This window comes from Nitrosopumilus piranensis (assembly GCF_000875775.1).
Taxonomy (GTDB): domain Archaea; phylum Thermoproteota; class Nitrososphaeria; order Nitrososphaerales; family Nitrosopumilaceae; genus Nitrosopumilus; species Nitrosopumilus piranensis.
Window position 1 is genome coordinate 411230 of the sequence record NZ_CP010868.1, and the last position, 15395, is coordinate 426624.

Genomic DNA, 15395 nt, shown 5'->3' on the forward strand with positions numbered 1-15395 from the left:
AATTACGAGTATTTATTTTTGATTTTCAAAACTTTTTCTACTATTTCATTAACATCTGCATCTAGTTCTGTACTGATCAAAATTAATCCAGCACCACCGATTGGAATGGTCACTCTATAGATTTTTTCATATTTTGCTAGTGCAAAAATTGGCTTTCCAATTTTATTTGATGTCTTTTTGCGTGTAGACCAACGATAAACTGCTTGAGATAATGATAATTCTGTTTCTTCCCTTGATAGATAATTTTCTGCGTCAGCACGCATTTTATCATATAATTCTCCGTAATCATATACTCCAACATATCTAATTTTTTTATCGCTTTCTAAAACTTCATTACAAATTTTTTCATATTCCAAATTTCTCACCTATTGGGGCTCAATTGTTGCTGGAGGCTTGCTTGAAATTGTATATGTGACCCAAGTGACATCTTCAATTTCATTTGTTATTCTATTGCTCATCTTTTCTAAAATCCCATGTGGTAATCTTGTCCAGTCAGCAGTCATTGCATCAATTGAATCTACAACTCTAATCATCACTATATTTCCGTATCTGCGTTCATCCCCTACAACTCCAACTGCTCTATCATCTCCCACTGCTGCATAAGCCTGCCATACTTTTCCATATAGTCCAGCTTCTACTAATTCATCTTCCACAATTTTACTTGCAACTTTTGCAATCTGTAGCTTTGTTGGTGTAACTTCGCCGATAATTCTAACAGCTAATCCCGGACCTGGAAATGGATGTCTCATGAAAAGTTTTTCTGGAACTTTGAGAATTTTTGCAATCATTCTAACTTCATCTTTGTATAATTCTCTTAATGGCTCTAAAATTTCTAAATTAAGCCAGTCAGGTAATCCTCCTACATTATGATGTGATTTTATAACATCTGCAGGTCCTTTTGAAACACCGCTCTCAATTACATCTGGATAAAGAGTTCCTTGTGCCAACCATTTGAATGGACCATTTTTTTCAGCAAATTCTGTAAATACATTGATGAATTCCTCACCTACAATCATTCGTTTTTTCTCAGGATCTTCTACTCCCTTGAGTTTTCCAAGAAACTTGTCTACTGCATTAATTGATGTAAAATTTACATTGAAATTTTCTTTGAACATAGTCTCAATTTCTGTTTCTTCATTTAATCTCAATAGTCCATTATTTACAAAAACACATTTGAGTCGGTCTCCAATAGCTTTGTGAATCAATAATGCGGCAACAGTAGAATCTATGCCTCCACTGACACCACAAAGCACATTTCCATCAATTTTTGAGATTTTTTCAACTGCTGAATCAATAAAACCCTCCATAGTCCAATCTTGCTTTGCTCCACAAACCTTCAAAACAAAATTCTTGAGTATTTCTGTACCTTGTTCAGTATGAACTACTTCTGGATGAAATTGAATTCCATATACTGACTTTTCATGTGAAGCTATTGCTGCTGCTTTTGCACTCTCAGTATGTCCTATGATTTGAAAACCAGGAGGAATTTCTTCTGCTTCATCTCCATGACTCATCCATGCTCTTACTGATTCACCTACACCACTTAACAAATCTTTATCATTGTCAATTGTTAGTAGTGATGAACCATATTCTTTATTTGCCCTTTTTACCTTACCTCCATACTTGTTAACAATTAACTGATGGCCATAACAAATTCCAAGCAATGGTAAATTCATCTCAAAAATTTTATTTTCTGGAACTGGCGCATCTGAATTATACACACTAGATGGACCTCCTGAAAAAATAATCCCTTTAGGATTATGTTTTTGTAATTCTTCATAACTAATATCAAATGGAACCAATTCTGCATATACTGAAAATTCTCTGATTCTTCTACAAATCAAATGGCTGTACTGCGACCCAAAATCTAAAACTACAATTTTATCCATGTTATCACTTGTTGATATTTTCTAGCATTCTTGATAATGACCATCCTGCTGTATTGATTAGCTCATTAACTCTTTCTTTTTGCCTATAGTTTTTGATGATAATTTCTCTAATATCGGAACCGTTTTTATTAATTATATAATCAATTATTGATTCTCTTTGTATTTTTCCATTTTCTACGTCTGCTGAATCTTTCTTTTTCATTTCTCCAATAATTCTATCTAGAAAAAATGATTTGAAAGGTGGTGTATCGGCATTAATCTCAACATTGTCGTCTAATACTATTGAGACTTGTTCAGGCGTAACAAATGCCTTGGCAATGATCTTTCCATCTTTTCCTTGTTTAATTGGAATTGAATTTTTTACTTCTTTGATTGTCTCTGTAGCTTCTTGAGGTTCAATTTTTTTTGATGGTGTTAATTGTGATGCCTTGGTAAAACTAGATTCTTTTAAGAACAGATCCAAAATTGTAATATCTTTTTCTAAATTCTCTATTGATTCATGATGCTTATCTATTTGCTCGATTAAACTTTCTCTCAAAGTAACAATCCCCTTCATCTGTTCCTCTGAAAATTTCATAATTTGATAAATGAGGAATGGGTATTAAATGCATTCTAGGTAATTATAATATCCAGGTCTTTGTATGCTATTTTTTTAAATCCCTTGATTTGCATTGAAGTTGTAAATAATTCAGATTTTGTTTTAGTGGCTAACCATTCTAAGAGTGATTTTCCTTTTTTTAATTTCATCAACTTTATTTTTCTTTCTGACTTTTTTGTATTTGAGAACTTGCCTATTCTATTTCCAAAATCCATTCCAAATAGAATGATTTTCTTTGCACCATAATGACTTGCTAGAAACACACCTCTATCACCATCAGTAAACCCTCCAAAGTTTTGTATTTTGTTAAATGGTTTTGTTTGTGTAGTTCCAATACAATTTTTAAATTCTTTTATCATATTCAATTTTTCAATGTTGTCTCCATGTGCATGAACAACAAAGATAGCTTTTTTTGAAATTTTTTTAAATGAATCTTTGTCCCCATCTAAATCAGTTACAACAATTTCTGGAACAATTCCATTTTCTAATAATGGTTTAAGTGAACTGTCTGCTGCAATTTTGATTCCTTTTAGTTTCTTTATTTTTGGGATTGCAAATGACAGTGAGGGTCCAGAACCTATTACAAATACTGTTTTATCATGAACTAAACTATGAATTTTTTTATCAACACTGGATTTTTTTAGAATCGAGTTTAACAATATGGCTGATTTTTTGTCTTTATTCTCATTATAGTTGAATTCTTTTAAAATATCCGAATACTTGATTTTCCAACCTGAAATCATCATATGACTCAAATTGTATTAGTTTTTGATAAACCATGTGACTAAAATTGCAAATGTTGGTGTAGGTGGGAAAAATCCTGTTCGAATCATGGGTATTTTGAATACTAGTCCTGAATCCTTTTACAAAAAATCTATTCGCACTACCAAAACTCAGATAAAGAACTCTATAAAAGAAATGGAAAATGATGGCGCTGATTTTATTGATGTAGGTGGCATGTCTACTGCACCCTACTTATCTACTGTCATATCTGAAAAAACTGAATCAAAAAGAATTCTTGAAGCAGTAAAAATTATTCAAAGCGTATCTAATATTCCAATATCTGTTGATACTTGTAGAGCAAAACCTGCTAAAGATGCTTTAGAGCACGGTGTTGAAATCATTAATGACATTTCTGGATTAAAATATGATAAAAAAATGAAAGATGTTGTTGCAGAGTTTTTACCATCTCTAATTTTATGTGCTTTTGACTCAAAAACTGTGATTGGTAACACAGTAACGGTAACAAAAAAATTACTTCAAGACAGTTTGAAAATTGCAAAAAAATCACATGTCTTGCCCAACAAAATTGTATTAGATCCCTCTATTGGATTTTTTAGAAAAGATGGAAAAGGACCATTTTTTACAAAAATCAAATCTGATTGGATAAAAAGAGATCTGACAATTATCCAAAATTTGAATTCTATAAAGGGAAATTATCCTGTTTTGATCTCAGTTTCAAACAAGTCTTTTCTTGGGAATCTTTTACAACAAAAAGATCCGTCTGATCGACTATATGGTTCAATTGCAACTGAGGCAATTTGTGTGATTAATGGTGTTGATATTATACGCACTCATAATGTAAAGGCTACAAAAGATGTAGTGACTATTGCATCAAATCTGAAAAAATAACACAAAGGCTTATAATCAATATTCAACTTTCTTAACAAGGTTTCATTGGAATTCAAAGAAGGATTAACTTTTGATGACGTTCTTCTTGTACCCAAATATTCAGATATTACAAGTAGAAGTCAGACCGATCTTAGCACAAAATTATCTCGAAATATCACAATTAACATCCCTTTTGTTAGTGCGAATATGGATACTGTAACTGAGTCATCTATGGCAGTAGCAATGGCTCGTGCTGGAGGTATAGGAATTATTCACAGATTCTTGACCATTCAAGAGCAGGCAAATGAGGTGCTAAAGGTGAAACGTTCAGGTAGTGTTATGATAGAGAACCCGTATTCTATTCCATCAGATAAATCCATTCAAGATGCTTTGGATTATGCTGAAGATAAAGAAATTTCTGGCTTGTTAGTTGTTGATTCAAACTCTAAATTGGTAGGAATTGTTACTGAAAGAGATTTACTTTTTGCTAATCCGAATGGAAAAATTTCTGATGTAATGACAAAAGATGTTGTTACTGCAAAACCTGGAGTTACTTTGGATGAAGCAAAAGAAATTTTGCATAAACATAGAATTGAAAAACTCCCAATTGTTGATGACTCTGGAATTATCAAAGGATTGATTACAAGTAAAGACATTACAAATAATACTGATTATCCAAATGCATCAAAAGATAAAAAAGGCAGACCTTTGGTTGGTGCTGCAGTTGGCGTCAAAGGTGACTTTTTAGAGAGAAGTGAATCTCTATTGGATGCAGGAACTGATGTTCTTGTTGTTGATATTGCACATGGTCATAGTGAAAATGCAATCAGTACTGTTCGTAATATTAAAAAAGCATTTCCTGATTGTGAATTAATTGCAGGTAACATTGCAACTGCTCAAGGTGCTGAAGATTTGATTAAAGCTGGTGTTGATGCAGTTAAAGTTGGTGTAGGTTCTGGCTCGATTTGTATCACTAGAGTGATTACAGGTTCTGGTGTTCCACAGCTGACTGCAGTGATGGATTGTGCAAAAATTGGCAATGATCATGGAGTTCCAATTATTTCTGATGGTGGAACAAGAACCTCTGGTGATGCAACAAAAGCATTAGCTGCTGGTGCTTCATCTGTAATGGTAGGAAGTATGCTTGGTGGAACTGATGAATCCCCTGGAACAGTTTTGACAAAAAATGGTAAACGATTCAAAGTTTATCGTGGTATGGCTTCTCTTGCTGCTTCTATTGGAAGAAAATCAAAAGAAACGGGTTCAATTTCGCTTGATGATGATTTGAATGATTATGTTGCAGAAGGAGTTGAGGCTATGGTTCCTTACAAGGGGACAGTTGTTGACATTCTAAAACAACTTTCAGGTGGCGTACGCTCAGGTTTGAGTTATTGTGGGGCCCACACAATTACACAAATGCAAGAAAATGCAGAATTTATCAAAATGTCAAGAGCTGGGTTTGCAGAAAGTCAGCCTCATGACGTTTCTCTAATGTAGATAATTTTTTAAGCAGTATCAGAATTGATTGAATCATGTTATCAAAGCGAACTATAATTGGACTAGTCGTTGGTAGCATAATTATTGGAATAGGTGGATATTCATTAATCACTCATATTGGAACAATAACAATAAACGAAAATTATATTGTTGATGTTGGAGATTCTACCGTGTATACAATTCCTGCACCTGATGGAACTCCACAAATGATGAAAATTATTGGTGATTCTTTTGATTTAGAAATGACCAGTCCTGCAGATGGATTACAAATTCCTAAAACATCATACAAAAAGGAATTAGCCATAGATTGGATTCATTTAGCAGATGGTGAAACAAGAATCAAAATTCAAAATACTGGAAATACTGAATTAGAAATTACAGGTACCTTGATTAGGAGTTCTGATCCGATTTGGTTTACTTTTGATCTCATGGTAATTATCTCTGGTATGGTAATTATTGGATTTAGTATGGGTTTTACATTAAGAAAACCTAAAGGCTTTTAGCTTAGTTTTGCTGAAGGATACGATCCCAAAACTTTCAAAAATAATGTATCTTGCTTAATTTTTTCTAACATTTCTGAAATTTTAGAATCTTTTTGATGTCCTTCAAAATCTACATAGAAATTATACTCCCAAGTGTTTGTTCTAGTAGGTCTAGATTCAATCTTTGTTAGATTTACCTCGTTTTTATGAAAATTCTCTATTATTCTGTACAATGATCCAGGTTCATGTTTTATTGAAAAAATTATTGAAGTCTTATCATTTCCTGTACTTGGTGATTCATTCTTTGATAATATCAAAAATCTTGTGTAATTATTCAAGTTATTTGCAATGTTTTCTTCAATTATAGGCACTTGGTAAATTGTTGAGGCTGTTTTGCTTGCAATGCAGGCACAATTTTTCTTGTTCAATTCCTTGATTATTTTTACACTACCTGCAGTATCATATGCAGGAATTGTTTTCATTTTATGTTGTTCAATAAATTTTCTACATTGACCCAGAGCCTGTGGATGTGAATAAATTGTATCTACTTCATCAATTTTACCAATTCCAATTAGGCAATGCTCTATCCTGTGATATATTTCACCTGTTGCATTTAGAGATGTTGAATACAATAAATCATAACTTTCCCCAACACTTCCTTCTAATGAATTCTCTACAGGCAAAACTGAGTATTCTGTTTTATCTTTAGATGTATTTTCTAAAACTTCGGCAAATGTTGCAAATGGTACTGTTTCAATGTTTTCATCAAAAAACGATCTTGCTGCTGCCTCACTATATGCGCCTCGTTCACCTTGGAACGATACATTAATCATTTTTATTCTCTCAGTTTAACAAAATCACTTTTGCCAAAGTCTGTAGATAGTTTTCTCTCATCGATCCATGAACATTCTGTACATTTTATAGCATCTCGCATTGGAACCACTTTTTCACCACACTTTCGGCATTTTGTAAAGAGTATTCCTAAATTTGGCTCATTAATTGTTGCATGAATAGTACCATTGAGATGATTTAAAATTTTTAATTTCGCTATATCATTTACAAGTGCAATATTTCTTTTTCTGATATTCCTTGTTGAACACACACATTCCACTTTTGATGTGGTAGGGTTACCATTTATGTAATCAATTGAGACTGCAATCATAGATGACATTACTGCTGCAACAGTTCCAATCACAATATCTCCTACTTTTGGTATGGATAGATCTTTTGGATGCTTGATGTTGGCAGTTCTAGTAGTTTTATCAATGTCTTTTTTGCCAATAGTTGCTGCTCTGACCATGTCTCCATCATCAAAAGCATTGTATCCAGCTTCATATTCTTCAATAGCTGCTATTTTTTCACCTGGAAATGTAGCATTCTCAGACATGCTAAAATTTTTGTTTTTATGATTATAATTGTTTGTGGTAAAAACGATCTTGATAAATCATATATCTCCTCAAATATGAAAAAAATCATGAAAGCCTTGGTTTATGATGAATATACTACAGATGATGATTTTTCAAAAATTTTAAAAATCAAAGATATTCCAATCCCTGAGCCTAAATCAAATGAAGTAGTTTTCAAAGTAAAGGCTGCATCTCTAAATTATGATGATATTTGGGGAATGAGGGGCAAACCTTTGGCTATTCCTCTGCCTCATATTTCTGGAACTGATGCGGCAGGTGAAGTAACTGCAATTGGAAGTGATGTAAAAAATATCAAAGTAGGTGATAGAGTAGTTTCTCATGGAAACATGTCTTGTAGAGTTTGTAAAGTATGTACTGATGGCAGAGAATATGATTGTAAAAAACGAACCATTTGGGGATTTGAAACAGGTCCTCTTTGGGGTGGATATTGTGAATACACGCATCTTCCAGAAGTAAACGTTGTAAAAATTCCTGACAGTGTTTCATACAATGAGGCAGCAGCTGCATCAATGACTATGTTAACGTCATGGCATATGTTGGTTGGTAGAGCAAAAATTCAACCAGGACAATTAGTTTTGATAATGGGTGGGAGCTCAGGTGTTGGGAACTATGGAATTCAAATTGCAAAACTTTTTGGTTGCACAGTAATTGCAACTGCTAGTCCTGAAAAATTAGACCAATTATTGGAACTTGGTGCTGATTATGCAATTGATCACAGAAAAGATGATTGGCATAAAGAAGTAAGATCAATTGCAAAAAAAATACCAAAACAACATGGAGACATTCCTGGAGTTGATGTTATTTTTGAACACATTGGAGGTTCACATTGGAACAAAGAACTAACTCTTCTAAATTATGGTGGAACTATTGTTACTACCGGTGCTACAACAGGATATGATGCCAAAACTGATCTGCGACACATTTTCTTTAAAGGAGTCAACATTTTAGGCTCAACTCAAGGAACAAGAGCCGAACTTGAACAAGGATTCTATTGGATGTCTCAAGGAAAAATAAAATCTATAATAGATTCAGTTTTTCCACTTGAGAGAGCAGCAGAAGCACATACTAAAATGCTAAAAGGTAAAGGACTTTTTGGAAAAATCATAATGAAGCCAAGTTGACTAAAACAGATGATCCTAAAATAAATTCTATTTTAGATGAAGGAAATAGATTATTCTTAAAAGGAAAATTCAAAGAAGCGATTTTATATTATGATCAAATTCTTGATGAAAATCCAACACATCTTAGTTCCCTTAATAATAAAGGATATGCTTTAAGTAAACTAAAGGATTTTGCTAATGCCTTAAAATGCTATGATGCTGCCCTTGAAAATCATCCTGAAGATCTTTCTGTATTAATAAACAAAATTTCTTCTTTTCGAAAACTTGGTAAATTTGATGAGGGATTATCATTATGTAATAAAATTTTAGAGCAAAATCCAAAATATAACATTGCATTATATCATAAAGAAAGAATATTATTTTCTATGAGTCAATATGTTGATTCTATACTATGTTGTGATGAAATTTTAAAAGATTATCCTAACAATGGTGATGTTTTATTTGATAAATCCTGTAACCTTGCAATGCTTTCGAAAATTAATGACTCCTTACTTGTACTTGCAAAGGCAATTTCTCAGGGAGCTCAATACAAAATTAAAGCAAAAACATCTAAATCTTTTGAAAATTTTTCTAATGATCCTCTATTCCAAAAATTGATATCATAGCCAATGTGGAATTTCTAAATATCCTTCAATACTTTCATTTCGAAGAATTTTTAGTAATGCATTTGCCTGAGGTGAAGACAGAACAGGCTTGTCAAATTGATTATCTGTAGAAATTCGTGGGCATGCTACTTGAATAAAGGCATCAATTCCTTTTAGATTCCTTAATCTGTCATTTGTAATGTCAGTAAGTGCAAATAATTGAACTTCTTTTCCTTCTGCTTCTAATTCTTCTTTAATTTTTAATGCAAACACCTTTGATAGCTGACCTTCCTTTAATCCAACTATTACTCCAAAGCTTTTTGCTTCAGCTGCTTTGTAGATTGCAAGAGTTGCCTTCTTTTTTAATTTCTGCGCAAAGTCTGTTACCTCCCTTACCTCATTAAAGTAAGGATCCAAAACATATGTTGGTAAATTAGTAGATAATGCAATTCCAGAAGCATGGAAGTTACTTTGTCCTAGGAAGACATATGCATCAACTTCCCTCTTGAGATCTGTTGCAGGATAAAATTCACAGCCAAATACTTGTCCGTCATTTAATTGTCCCTTACCTTTCCCGATCTTTACTGTAATTCCATTTTCTGTTAGAATCTTTTCAACTTTGTCTACTTGATGTAAATGCTGACTGTCTGTAACCAACGAAATTATTTTTCCTTTTAGTATGTTGATACATTTTTTTGCAACACTGTCAAATTCTACATCATCATATGCATCAATGAGAATCAAATTCTTTTCATATGTCTCAGTATTTATTGTATGACCAATATTGAATTGAATTTCTGCTCCAAGTACTTTGGAACCATTTGAGTTCAAATCACATGTTCCCCAAGTGGTATCAGCTAAAACATATGCGGGAATCCCGAATTTTTTAGTTATATTTTTTGCAGCTTCTTGCACTTGTGGCAAAATACCATCTGGACCATTTAATGAAACTGATGCAGGATTTTTTGCTTTAATTTCCTGAAAAATTCTTTCCTCATCTATAACTATCAATTTAGCTTGAAATATTATTTTATTAATTTAAACCAACTGCATTTACAACAACTAAAAATGTCTGAATTAATTAAAGAAATTATGACACAAAAAACTGTTCTTAATATCGGTTTTGATGATACTGATTCTCCAAAAGGGATGTGTACTACTTTTTTAGCATACAAAGTAGTTAATTTGCTTAAAAAACAAAAAATAGAATTTCTTGATTTTCCAAAATTAATACGATTTAATCCAAATATCCCATGGAAAACTCGGGGAAATGGTGCTGTCTCTATTAGAATTAAGACTAGTAATCCATCAAAAATAAAACACCAAATCAAAAATCTTGTCTCAAAATACTCTGATACTAAAAATGGTGCAAATCCTGGATTGGTTTTTTTTGAAAGTGAGTCTATTCCTTTTGAATTTACAAAATTTAGCAATTTAGCTTTATGGCAATTGATTAATCGAGATAGTGCAAAAAAATTTGCTCAAAAAAATAATCTTGAGTATTTTTACAAAGGAAATGGACAAGGACTTGTTGGCGCAATTGGTGCAATAGGATATTCTTTTCATGATCATACACTAGAATTATTGAGTTATCGTAAGAAACAAAAATTTGGAAAAGAAAGAAAGATTTCAATTAACAGTGTCAAGGAGATGCAAGAAAAAACATATCCTGATACATTCAACAGTTTTGATACAAAAAAAGGACGAGTTTTGATTACTCCTCATGGTCCTGATCCTGTTTTTTTTGGTATCCGTGGAGAGAATGTAGATTCACTAGTTTATGCTTCTAAGCTTTTGAAAAGTAAAGAAAAATTAGATGGTTATATGATCTTCAAGTCAAATCAAGGTACGGGTGATCATTTGAAAAATGAACTCACTGCTGAAACTATGAAGCCATATGCATCTGGAAAACTAACTGGCATTGTATCAAATTCTCCTAAAATTGTTAAGGGAGGTCATGTTTTTTTCAAAATACTTTCAAACAATAATGAATTTTGGTGTGCAGTTTACAAACCAACAGGCATGTCTGTTGTTGCATCTAATTTGATCCGAGGCGATAAAATCTCTGTGGGAGGAGGAGTGAGAAGGGCTACAAAAAATTTTCCTAGAGTCATAAATCTTGAATTTATTGAAATCATTTCTCTTAAAAATCAAATTAAAACATCAAATCCAATATGTAAAAAATGTAATAAAAAAATGAAATCTAAAGGTAAAGGACAGAGATTTCAATGTATACGTTGTGGAAAAAAATCCTTGAAAAAAATTACTGAGAAAATCTCTAGACCCCTTCACCGGCAATTTTATCTGCCAAAAGTTTCTGCTCATAGACACCTCACACGCCCTCAACAAAGATTTGGTATTACAAATAAATCAAATAATTTTAAAAATTCACGACCTTGGTTTTGTGTTTATGATAACTAGTAAATTCTTTTAATCTCATTTTGCTTATTTTTTTGCACATTGATGTGCCATTAGTTTTTAAAAAGCTATTTTTGAGATTATCTATGACTGAAAATTTGATCGATTCATCACTTAGAACTGTTGAATGGAAAAATAACAAAGTTGTAATGATTGATCAAACAAAACTTCCAAATGAACTTGTATTTGTAGAATATGATGATTTTAATCAAATTGCAAATGCCATCAAAACCCTGATTGTTAGAGGAGCTCCTGCAATAGGAGTTTCTGGAGCTTTTGGTTTGGCATTGGCTGTTTTACAAAGTAAAGCCACTACAAAGGATGAACTTATTTCTGATCTTGAAGAAGCAAGAAAAATTCTTTTTGCTACTAGACCTACTGCCGTAAATCTTGGTTGGGGATTAGAAAAAATAATGACTATTGCAAAAACAGGAGATTCAATTGAACAAATTAAGGAATTGGTAATTTCTACTGCCAAAAAAATGGCAGATGAAGATATCGAAATAAACAAAGCTATGGGAAAAAATGGTTCTGCTCTTTTTGATGATAATGATACTATAATGACTCATTGTAATGCTGGTGCCTTAGCAACTGTTGCATATGGAACAGCACTTGGTGTAATTAGAGCAACAAGAGAGAGTGGAAAAAATGTCAAAGTTATAGCGACTGAAACTAGACCTATTCAACAAGGTTCAAGACTAACTGCATTTGAATTAAAACATGATGGATTTGATGTCAGTTTAGTTCCTGATACTGCTGTAGGTTACTCCATGGCAAATGGTCTAGTCAACAAAGTTGTAGTTGGTGCAGATCGAATTGTAAAAACAGGTCATGTTTTCAACAAAATTGGTACTTATCAAGTAGCTACGATGGCAAAACAACATGGAATCCCATTTTATGTTGCAGCACCATTATCTACAATTGACTTGGAAACAAAAGCTGAAGATGTAATAATTGAGATGCGTAAAGGTAGTGAAGTTACTGGAATAGGTGATAAAAAAACTGCTCCTGATGATATAGGAGTAATCAATCCTGCATTTGATATGACTCCTCCAGAACTAATTTCTGGAATAATTACTGAAAAAGGCGTGGCTACTGCACCATATGAGGAATCTATTCCAAAATTATTTGAAGCTAATTAATAGAAAGTTTTTATTGTTTTTCAAATTGCTTTTAACAATATGAGTACAATTTCTCCACAGGCAATTGAAGATTCTTTGAAACAATGTATGGATCCTGAAGTTCCTCTAAATATTGTAGAAATGGGTTTAATCTATGGAATTGATGTGGCTGAAAATAATGATGTAAATATTAAAATGACAATGACTACACAAGGTTGCCCACTACATGAAACTCTAGTTTCTGATGCAACAAGATTTGTCAAAAAAGTTCCTGGAGTAAATAATGTAAATATCGATATTGTATGGGACCCCCCTTGGTCTATGGATAAAATGTCTGAGGAGGCAAAAATCAAAATCAAAAATATGGGGGCTGGTATGAATACCCCTGCACCAATCAATTATGAAACAGCATTACCTCAAGGAGTTGGAAAACTAGTTCAACAAGAAGATGGTTCAATGGTGTTGGCAAATGAACATGATCAAGGATTTATGGTAAATCAAGCAATTGTTGATTTTTGGAAATCATGTAATGGACAACGTAAAGTTACAGACTTGGTAGAAATTTTTGCACAACAAACAGGGCTACAACGAAATCAAGTAGAAAAAGAAGTAATGCAATTGTTACAACAACTGCGTGATGGTGGCCTAATTGCAATTGCAGGTCAACCTGATACCCCAAATGTTGAATTTAAAAAATAGTTTTAGAAAATATAATTCGAATTTGCACCATCAAAGTTTATTGTGACACCTGACAAATACTTTATCTTATTTTGAATAATTGACTTTACAAAATTCCCTATCTCTTCTGGTTCTCCTAGTCTTTTCATAGGTAGTGATTTTTTGAATTCTTCAACATTTTCTATTAGTTCTTGAGTTCTATCAGTGTTTATTGGTCCTGGTGCAATATTGATACAACTAATTTGATTTTCAGCAAATTCTTTACTTAATACTTTGAATACTTCTGCAAACGCTGCACGATATGCTGATGAAATTATCAATTTTGAATTTGGCTCTTTGATTACATTTGAACTGATAAGAAAGATGTACCCGTTGTCATTTATTTTGATATTTTGTAATATTGTGCAAAATCCTAAGAATAATTGATTGTGATATAATTTCCAATCTTCTTCTGTAATTGTTTTAAATGGTTTTGGGGCAGGTCCTCCTGTATTTAGCACCAAAATATCTACTTGATTATGATCTTTTACAAATTCTCTTACACTAGACAAATCTGATGTATCTACATCATTTTTTGATGCTGCAAAAACATCAATTTCTAATGTTTTTAGTGATTCTGAGATTGCCTTTCCTATTCCTCTTGAACCGCCTAGAACAATTGCACTAGTCATATCATTTTAAAATAAGATTGATAATTAAATTTCTTTAGCTACCCTTTTTGTTCTTATTAAATTAAAAATAATACTCTATACAACTTGAAAACTCTCCAAAAGAACCTCAGAAAGACTCTCACAAGGGATGAATTCATTGAAAAGTTCTACAACAAATCCAAGTCTTCAGGTTCTAGAACAGTTTTACTTGCTGTGCTGAAGAAATTTGACAGTTTTTGTACTGAAGTATATGGTCAGGATTCAGAGTCACTAATTGTGGAGCTTAGAGGCGATCTGAGTGATGCATTGTACAACTTTCTACAGGATTTTGTAAATTATATGGAAAACAAGGAGCTAAATCCCAAGACAATCGCATCATACTTCAGCACATTACGTACATTTCTTCGAAGTCAGGGAATCAAGATTAGCTCAGATGACATAAAGGACTTGATTCGATTACCTGAAATAATTCAGGAACTTCGAGAACCACTAACCAAAGATCAACTGAAGTTATTGTTGGATTACTCAAAACCAGACAGAAAAGCTCTGTATCTGACATTACTAAGCTCAGGCATGAGAATTGGTGAAGCGTTATCACTACGAAAAAAGGACTTTGATTTAGCCTCAAAAACCATTCAAATCACCATTCCTGGTAGATTCACAAAGACAAAGCAGACCCGCCAAACCTACATTTCTAGTGAGGCAAAAGAAGCAGTACTGAGAATTTTAGAAGAAAAACAAGATGATGATCTGGTATTTGGAAAATCTGAAAATTTGATAATGGCAAAACTATCTGAAGAAAGAACATTTGACAATCTTCGAAAGAGATGTGGTTTGACTGAAAAATATTCAGACAGCAACAGACACAAAGTTAACATCCACTCTATGAGAGCATTCTTTCACACCCAAGCTTCAATTGTTCATGATGAGCAGTATGCAAACGCTATGGATGGACATCAAGGGTATCTGATGCAGTATTATCGTCTTTCCCCAGACAAAAGATTAGAATTGTATCTGGAATTGGAACCAAGCTTGCTGATTTATCAACATACAGATTATCATAAATCACAAAAAGCATTACAGACTAAGGTCCAGGAACTTGAAGAAAGAAACAAGGAATTGATGAATCTAAAGGATGATCTTGATAAGATTAAACAAAAGTTGTCTATTTCTGAAAAATATCAAAAGGATTAATCCGCTTAAATAGTTATTTTGTAATAATATGTTGTATGAATAATTTAGAAAATGGAACTATTCTAAAAGTTCAAAAATTGAACTTTACAGAGACGGAACTATTTTCAAAGTTATCAGTGATAAGT

The 15395-nt window shown here is 32.7% G+C and carries 17 protein-coding genes; 9 read left to right on the forward strand and 8 right to left on the reverse strand.

Annotated features, from left to right (window positions below):
• Nucleotides 1–2 precede the first annotated feature (2 nt).
• From NPIRD3C_RS02350 to NPIRD3C_RS02365, 4 genes are read right to left on the reverse strand one after another with little or no spacing between them, the layout of a single operon-like run.
• The gene (locus tag NPIRD3C_RS02350) at nt 3–365 is read right to left on the reverse strand and encodes a hypothetical protein (protein WP_148702666.1); all 363 of its coding nucleotides are present in this window, start codon (nt 363–365) and stop codon (nt 3–5) included.
• Nucleotides 366–1889 carry a glutamine-hydrolyzing GMP synthase gene (guaA, locus tag NPIRD3C_RS02355; RefSeq protein ID WP_148702667.1) on the reverse strand — a complete coding sequence of 508 codons (1524 nt, stop codon included), beginning with the start codon at nt 1887–1889 and terminating at the stop codon, nt 366–368.
• A 4-nt stretch (nt 1890–1893) separates the two neighbouring features.
• Complete coding sequence (locus NPIRD3C_RS02360) at nt 1894–2466, reverse strand: hypothetical protein (RefSeq protein ID WP_148702668.1); 573 nt, start codon at nt 2464–2466, stop codon at nt 1894–1896.
• A 35-nt stretch (nt 2467–2501) separates the two neighbouring features.
• Nucleotides 2502–3233, reverse strand: coding sequence for a 6-hydroxymethylpterin diphosphokinase MptE-like protein (locus tag NPIRD3C_RS02365; protein ID WP_148702669.1), 732 nt, complete (start codon nt 3231–3233; stop codon nt 2502–2504).
• Between the two features lie 34 nt (nt 3234–3267).
• On the opposite strand from NPIRD3C_RS02365, the gene folP reads away from it, so the two are divergent.
• From folP to NPIRD3C_RS02380, 3 genes are read left to right on the forward strand one after another with little or no spacing between them, the layout of a single operon-like run.
• Nucleotides 3268–4119 carry a dihydropteroate synthase gene (gene folP / locus NPIRD3C_RS02370; RefSeq protein WP_148702670.1) on the forward strand — a complete coding sequence of 284 codons (852 nt, stop codon included), beginning with the start codon at nt 3268–3270 and terminating at the stop codon, nt 4117–4119.
• Between the two features lie 45 nt (nt 4120–4164).
• A complete protein-coding gene (gene guaB / locus NPIRD3C_RS02375; RefSeq protein ID WP_148702671.1) occupies nt 4165–5595 on the forward strand; it encodes an IMP dehydrogenase in 1431 nt (476 codons plus the stop codon).
• A gap of 35 nt (nt 5596–5630) precedes the next feature.
• A complete protein-coding gene (locus NPIRD3C_RS02380) occupies nt 5631–6098 on the forward strand; it encodes a hypothetical protein (RefSeq protein WP_148702672.1) in 468 nt (155 codons plus the stop codon).
• Here NPIRD3C_RS02380 and pheA read toward each other — a convergent pair.
• Nucleotides 6095–6910, reverse strand: coding sequence for a prephenate dehydratase (pheA, locus tag NPIRD3C_RS02385; RefSeq protein ID WP_148702673.1), 816 nt, complete (start codon nt 6908–6910; stop codon nt 6095–6097). The two genes, NPIRD3C_RS02380 and pheA, sit on opposite strands and share 4 nt — an antisense overlap.
• A gap of 2 nt (nt 6911–6912) precedes the next feature.
• Nucleotides 6913–7464, reverse strand: coding sequence for an exosome complex RNA-binding protein Csl4 (locus tag NPIRD3C_RS02390; RefSeq protein ID WP_148702674.1), 552 nt, complete (start codon nt 7462–7464; stop codon nt 6913–6915).
• Nucleotides 7465–7551: 87 nt separating this feature from the next.
• On the opposite strand from NPIRD3C_RS02390, the gene NPIRD3C_RS02395 reads away from it, so the two are divergent.
• Complete coding sequence (locus NPIRD3C_RS02395; protein ID WP_148702675.1) at nt 7552–8625, forward strand: zinc-binding dehydrogenase; 1074 nt, start codon at nt 7552–7554, stop codon at nt 8623–8625.
• Nucleotides 8622–9230 (forward strand): tetratricopeptide repeat protein, encoded by a 609-nt coding sequence (locus NPIRD3C_RS02400; protein ID WP_148702676.1) that lies wholly within the window; start codon nt 8622–8624, stop codon nt 9228–9230. Before NPIRD3C_RS02395 ends, NPIRD3C_RS02400 begins: the two co-directional genes overlap by 4 nt.
• Here NPIRD3C_RS02400 and dph2 read toward each other — a convergent pair.
• Nucleotides 9225–10220 carry a diphthamide biosynthesis enzyme Dph2 gene (gene dph2, locus NPIRD3C_RS02405; protein ID WP_148702677.1) on the reverse strand — a complete coding sequence of 332 codons (996 nt, stop codon included), beginning with the start codon at nt 10218–10220 and terminating at the stop codon, nt 9225–9227. The two genes, NPIRD3C_RS02400 and dph2, sit on opposite strands and share 6 nt — an antisense overlap.
• A 57-nt stretch (nt 10221–10277) precedes the next feature.
• On the opposite strand from dph2, the gene NPIRD3C_RS02410 reads away from it, so the two are divergent.
• The 3 genes from NPIRD3C_RS02410 to NPIRD3C_RS02420 all read left to right on the forward strand — a co-directional run bounded on the left by NPIRD3C_RS02410 (nt 10278) and on the right by NPIRD3C_RS02420 (nt 13447).
• Nucleotides 10278–11630: a tRNA(Ile)(2)-agmatinylcytidine synthase gene (locus tag NPIRD3C_RS02410; RefSeq protein WP_148702678.1), complete on the forward strand. Its 1353-nt coding sequence runs from the start codon at nt 10278–10280 to the stop codon at nt 11628–11630.
• 83 nt (nt 11631–11713) lie between these two features.
• The gene (gene mtnA, locus NPIRD3C_RS02415; protein WP_148702679.1) at nt 11714–12769 is read left to right on the forward strand and encodes an S-methyl-5-thioribose-1-phosphate isomerase; all 1056 of its coding nucleotides are present in this window, start codon (nt 11714–11716) and stop codon (nt 12767–12769) included.
• Between the two features lie 39 nt (nt 12770–12808).
• Nucleotides 12809–13447: a PqqD family peptide modification chaperone gene (locus tag NPIRD3C_RS02420; protein ID WP_148702680.1), complete on the forward strand. Its 639-nt coding sequence runs from the start codon at nt 12809–12811 to the stop codon at nt 13445–13447.
• Nucleotides 13448–13449: 2 nt separating this feature from the next.
• Here NPIRD3C_RS02420 and NPIRD3C_RS02425 read toward each other — a convergent pair whose 3' ends face one another.
• Nucleotides 13450–14097, reverse strand: coding sequence for an SDR family NAD(P)-dependent oxidoreductase (locus NPIRD3C_RS02425; RefSeq protein ID WP_148702681.1), 648 nt, complete (start codon nt 14095–14097; stop codon nt 13450–13452).
• 84 nt (nt 14098–14181) lie between these two features.
• Here NPIRD3C_RS02425 and NPIRD3C_RS02430 point away from each other — a divergent pair, with 84 nt between their 5' ends.
• Entirely contained in the window at nt 14182–15270 is a 1089-nt protein-coding gene (locus NPIRD3C_RS02430; RefSeq protein ID WP_148702682.1) for a tyrosine-type recombinase/integrase, read from the forward strand.
• The last annotated feature ends 125 nt before the right edge of the window (nt 15271–15395 follow it).

Excerpts from the sequence above, each read along its gene's own strand:
- NPIRD3C_RS02360 (WP_148702668.1), bottom strand. The coding sequence starts at position 2,466 with ATGAAATTTTCAGAGGAACAGATGAAGGGGATTGTTACTTTGAGAGAA.
- NPIRD3C_RS02425 (WP_148702681.1), bottom strand. The coding sequence starts at position 14,097 with ATGACTAGTGCAATTGTTCTAGGCGGTTCAAGAGGAATAGGAAAGGCA.
- NPIRD3C_RS02365 (WP_148702669.1), bottom strand. The coding sequence starts at position 3,233 with ATGATGATTTCAGGTTGGAAAATCAAGTATTCGGATATTTTAAAAGAA.
- guaA (WP_148702667.1), bottom strand. The coding sequence starts at position 1,889 with ATGGATAAAATTGTAGTTTTAGATTTTGGGTCGCAGTACAGCCATTTG.
- pheA (WP_148702673.1), bottom strand. The coding sequence starts at position 6,910 with ATGATTAATGTATCGTTCCAAGGTGAACGAGGCGCATATAGTGAGGCA.
- NPIRD3C_RS02390 (WP_148702674.1), bottom strand. The coding sequence starts at position 7,464 with ATGTCTGAGAATGCTACATTTCCAGGTGAAAAAATAGCAGCTATTGAA.
- NPIRD3C_RS02380 (WP_148702672.1), top strand. The coding sequence starts at position 5,631 with ATGTTATCAAAGCGAACTATAATTGGACTAGTCGTTGGTAGCATAATT.
- NPIRD3C_RS02395 (WP_148702675.1), top strand. The coding sequence starts at position 7,552 with ATGAAAGCCTTGGTTTATGATGAATATACTACAGATGATGATTTTTCA.
- NPIRD3C_RS02420 (WP_148702680.1), top strand. The coding sequence starts at position 12,809 with ATGAGTACAATTTCTCCACAGGCAATTGAAGATTCTTTGAAACAATGT.
- NPIRD3C_RS02410 (WP_148702678.1), top strand. The coding sequence starts at position 10,278 with ATGTCTGAATTAATTAAAGAAATTATGACACAAAAAACTGTTCTTAAT.
- mtnA (WP_148702679.1), top strand. The coding sequence starts at position 11,714 with ATGACTGAAAATTTGATCGATTCATCACTTAGAACTGTTGAATGGAAA.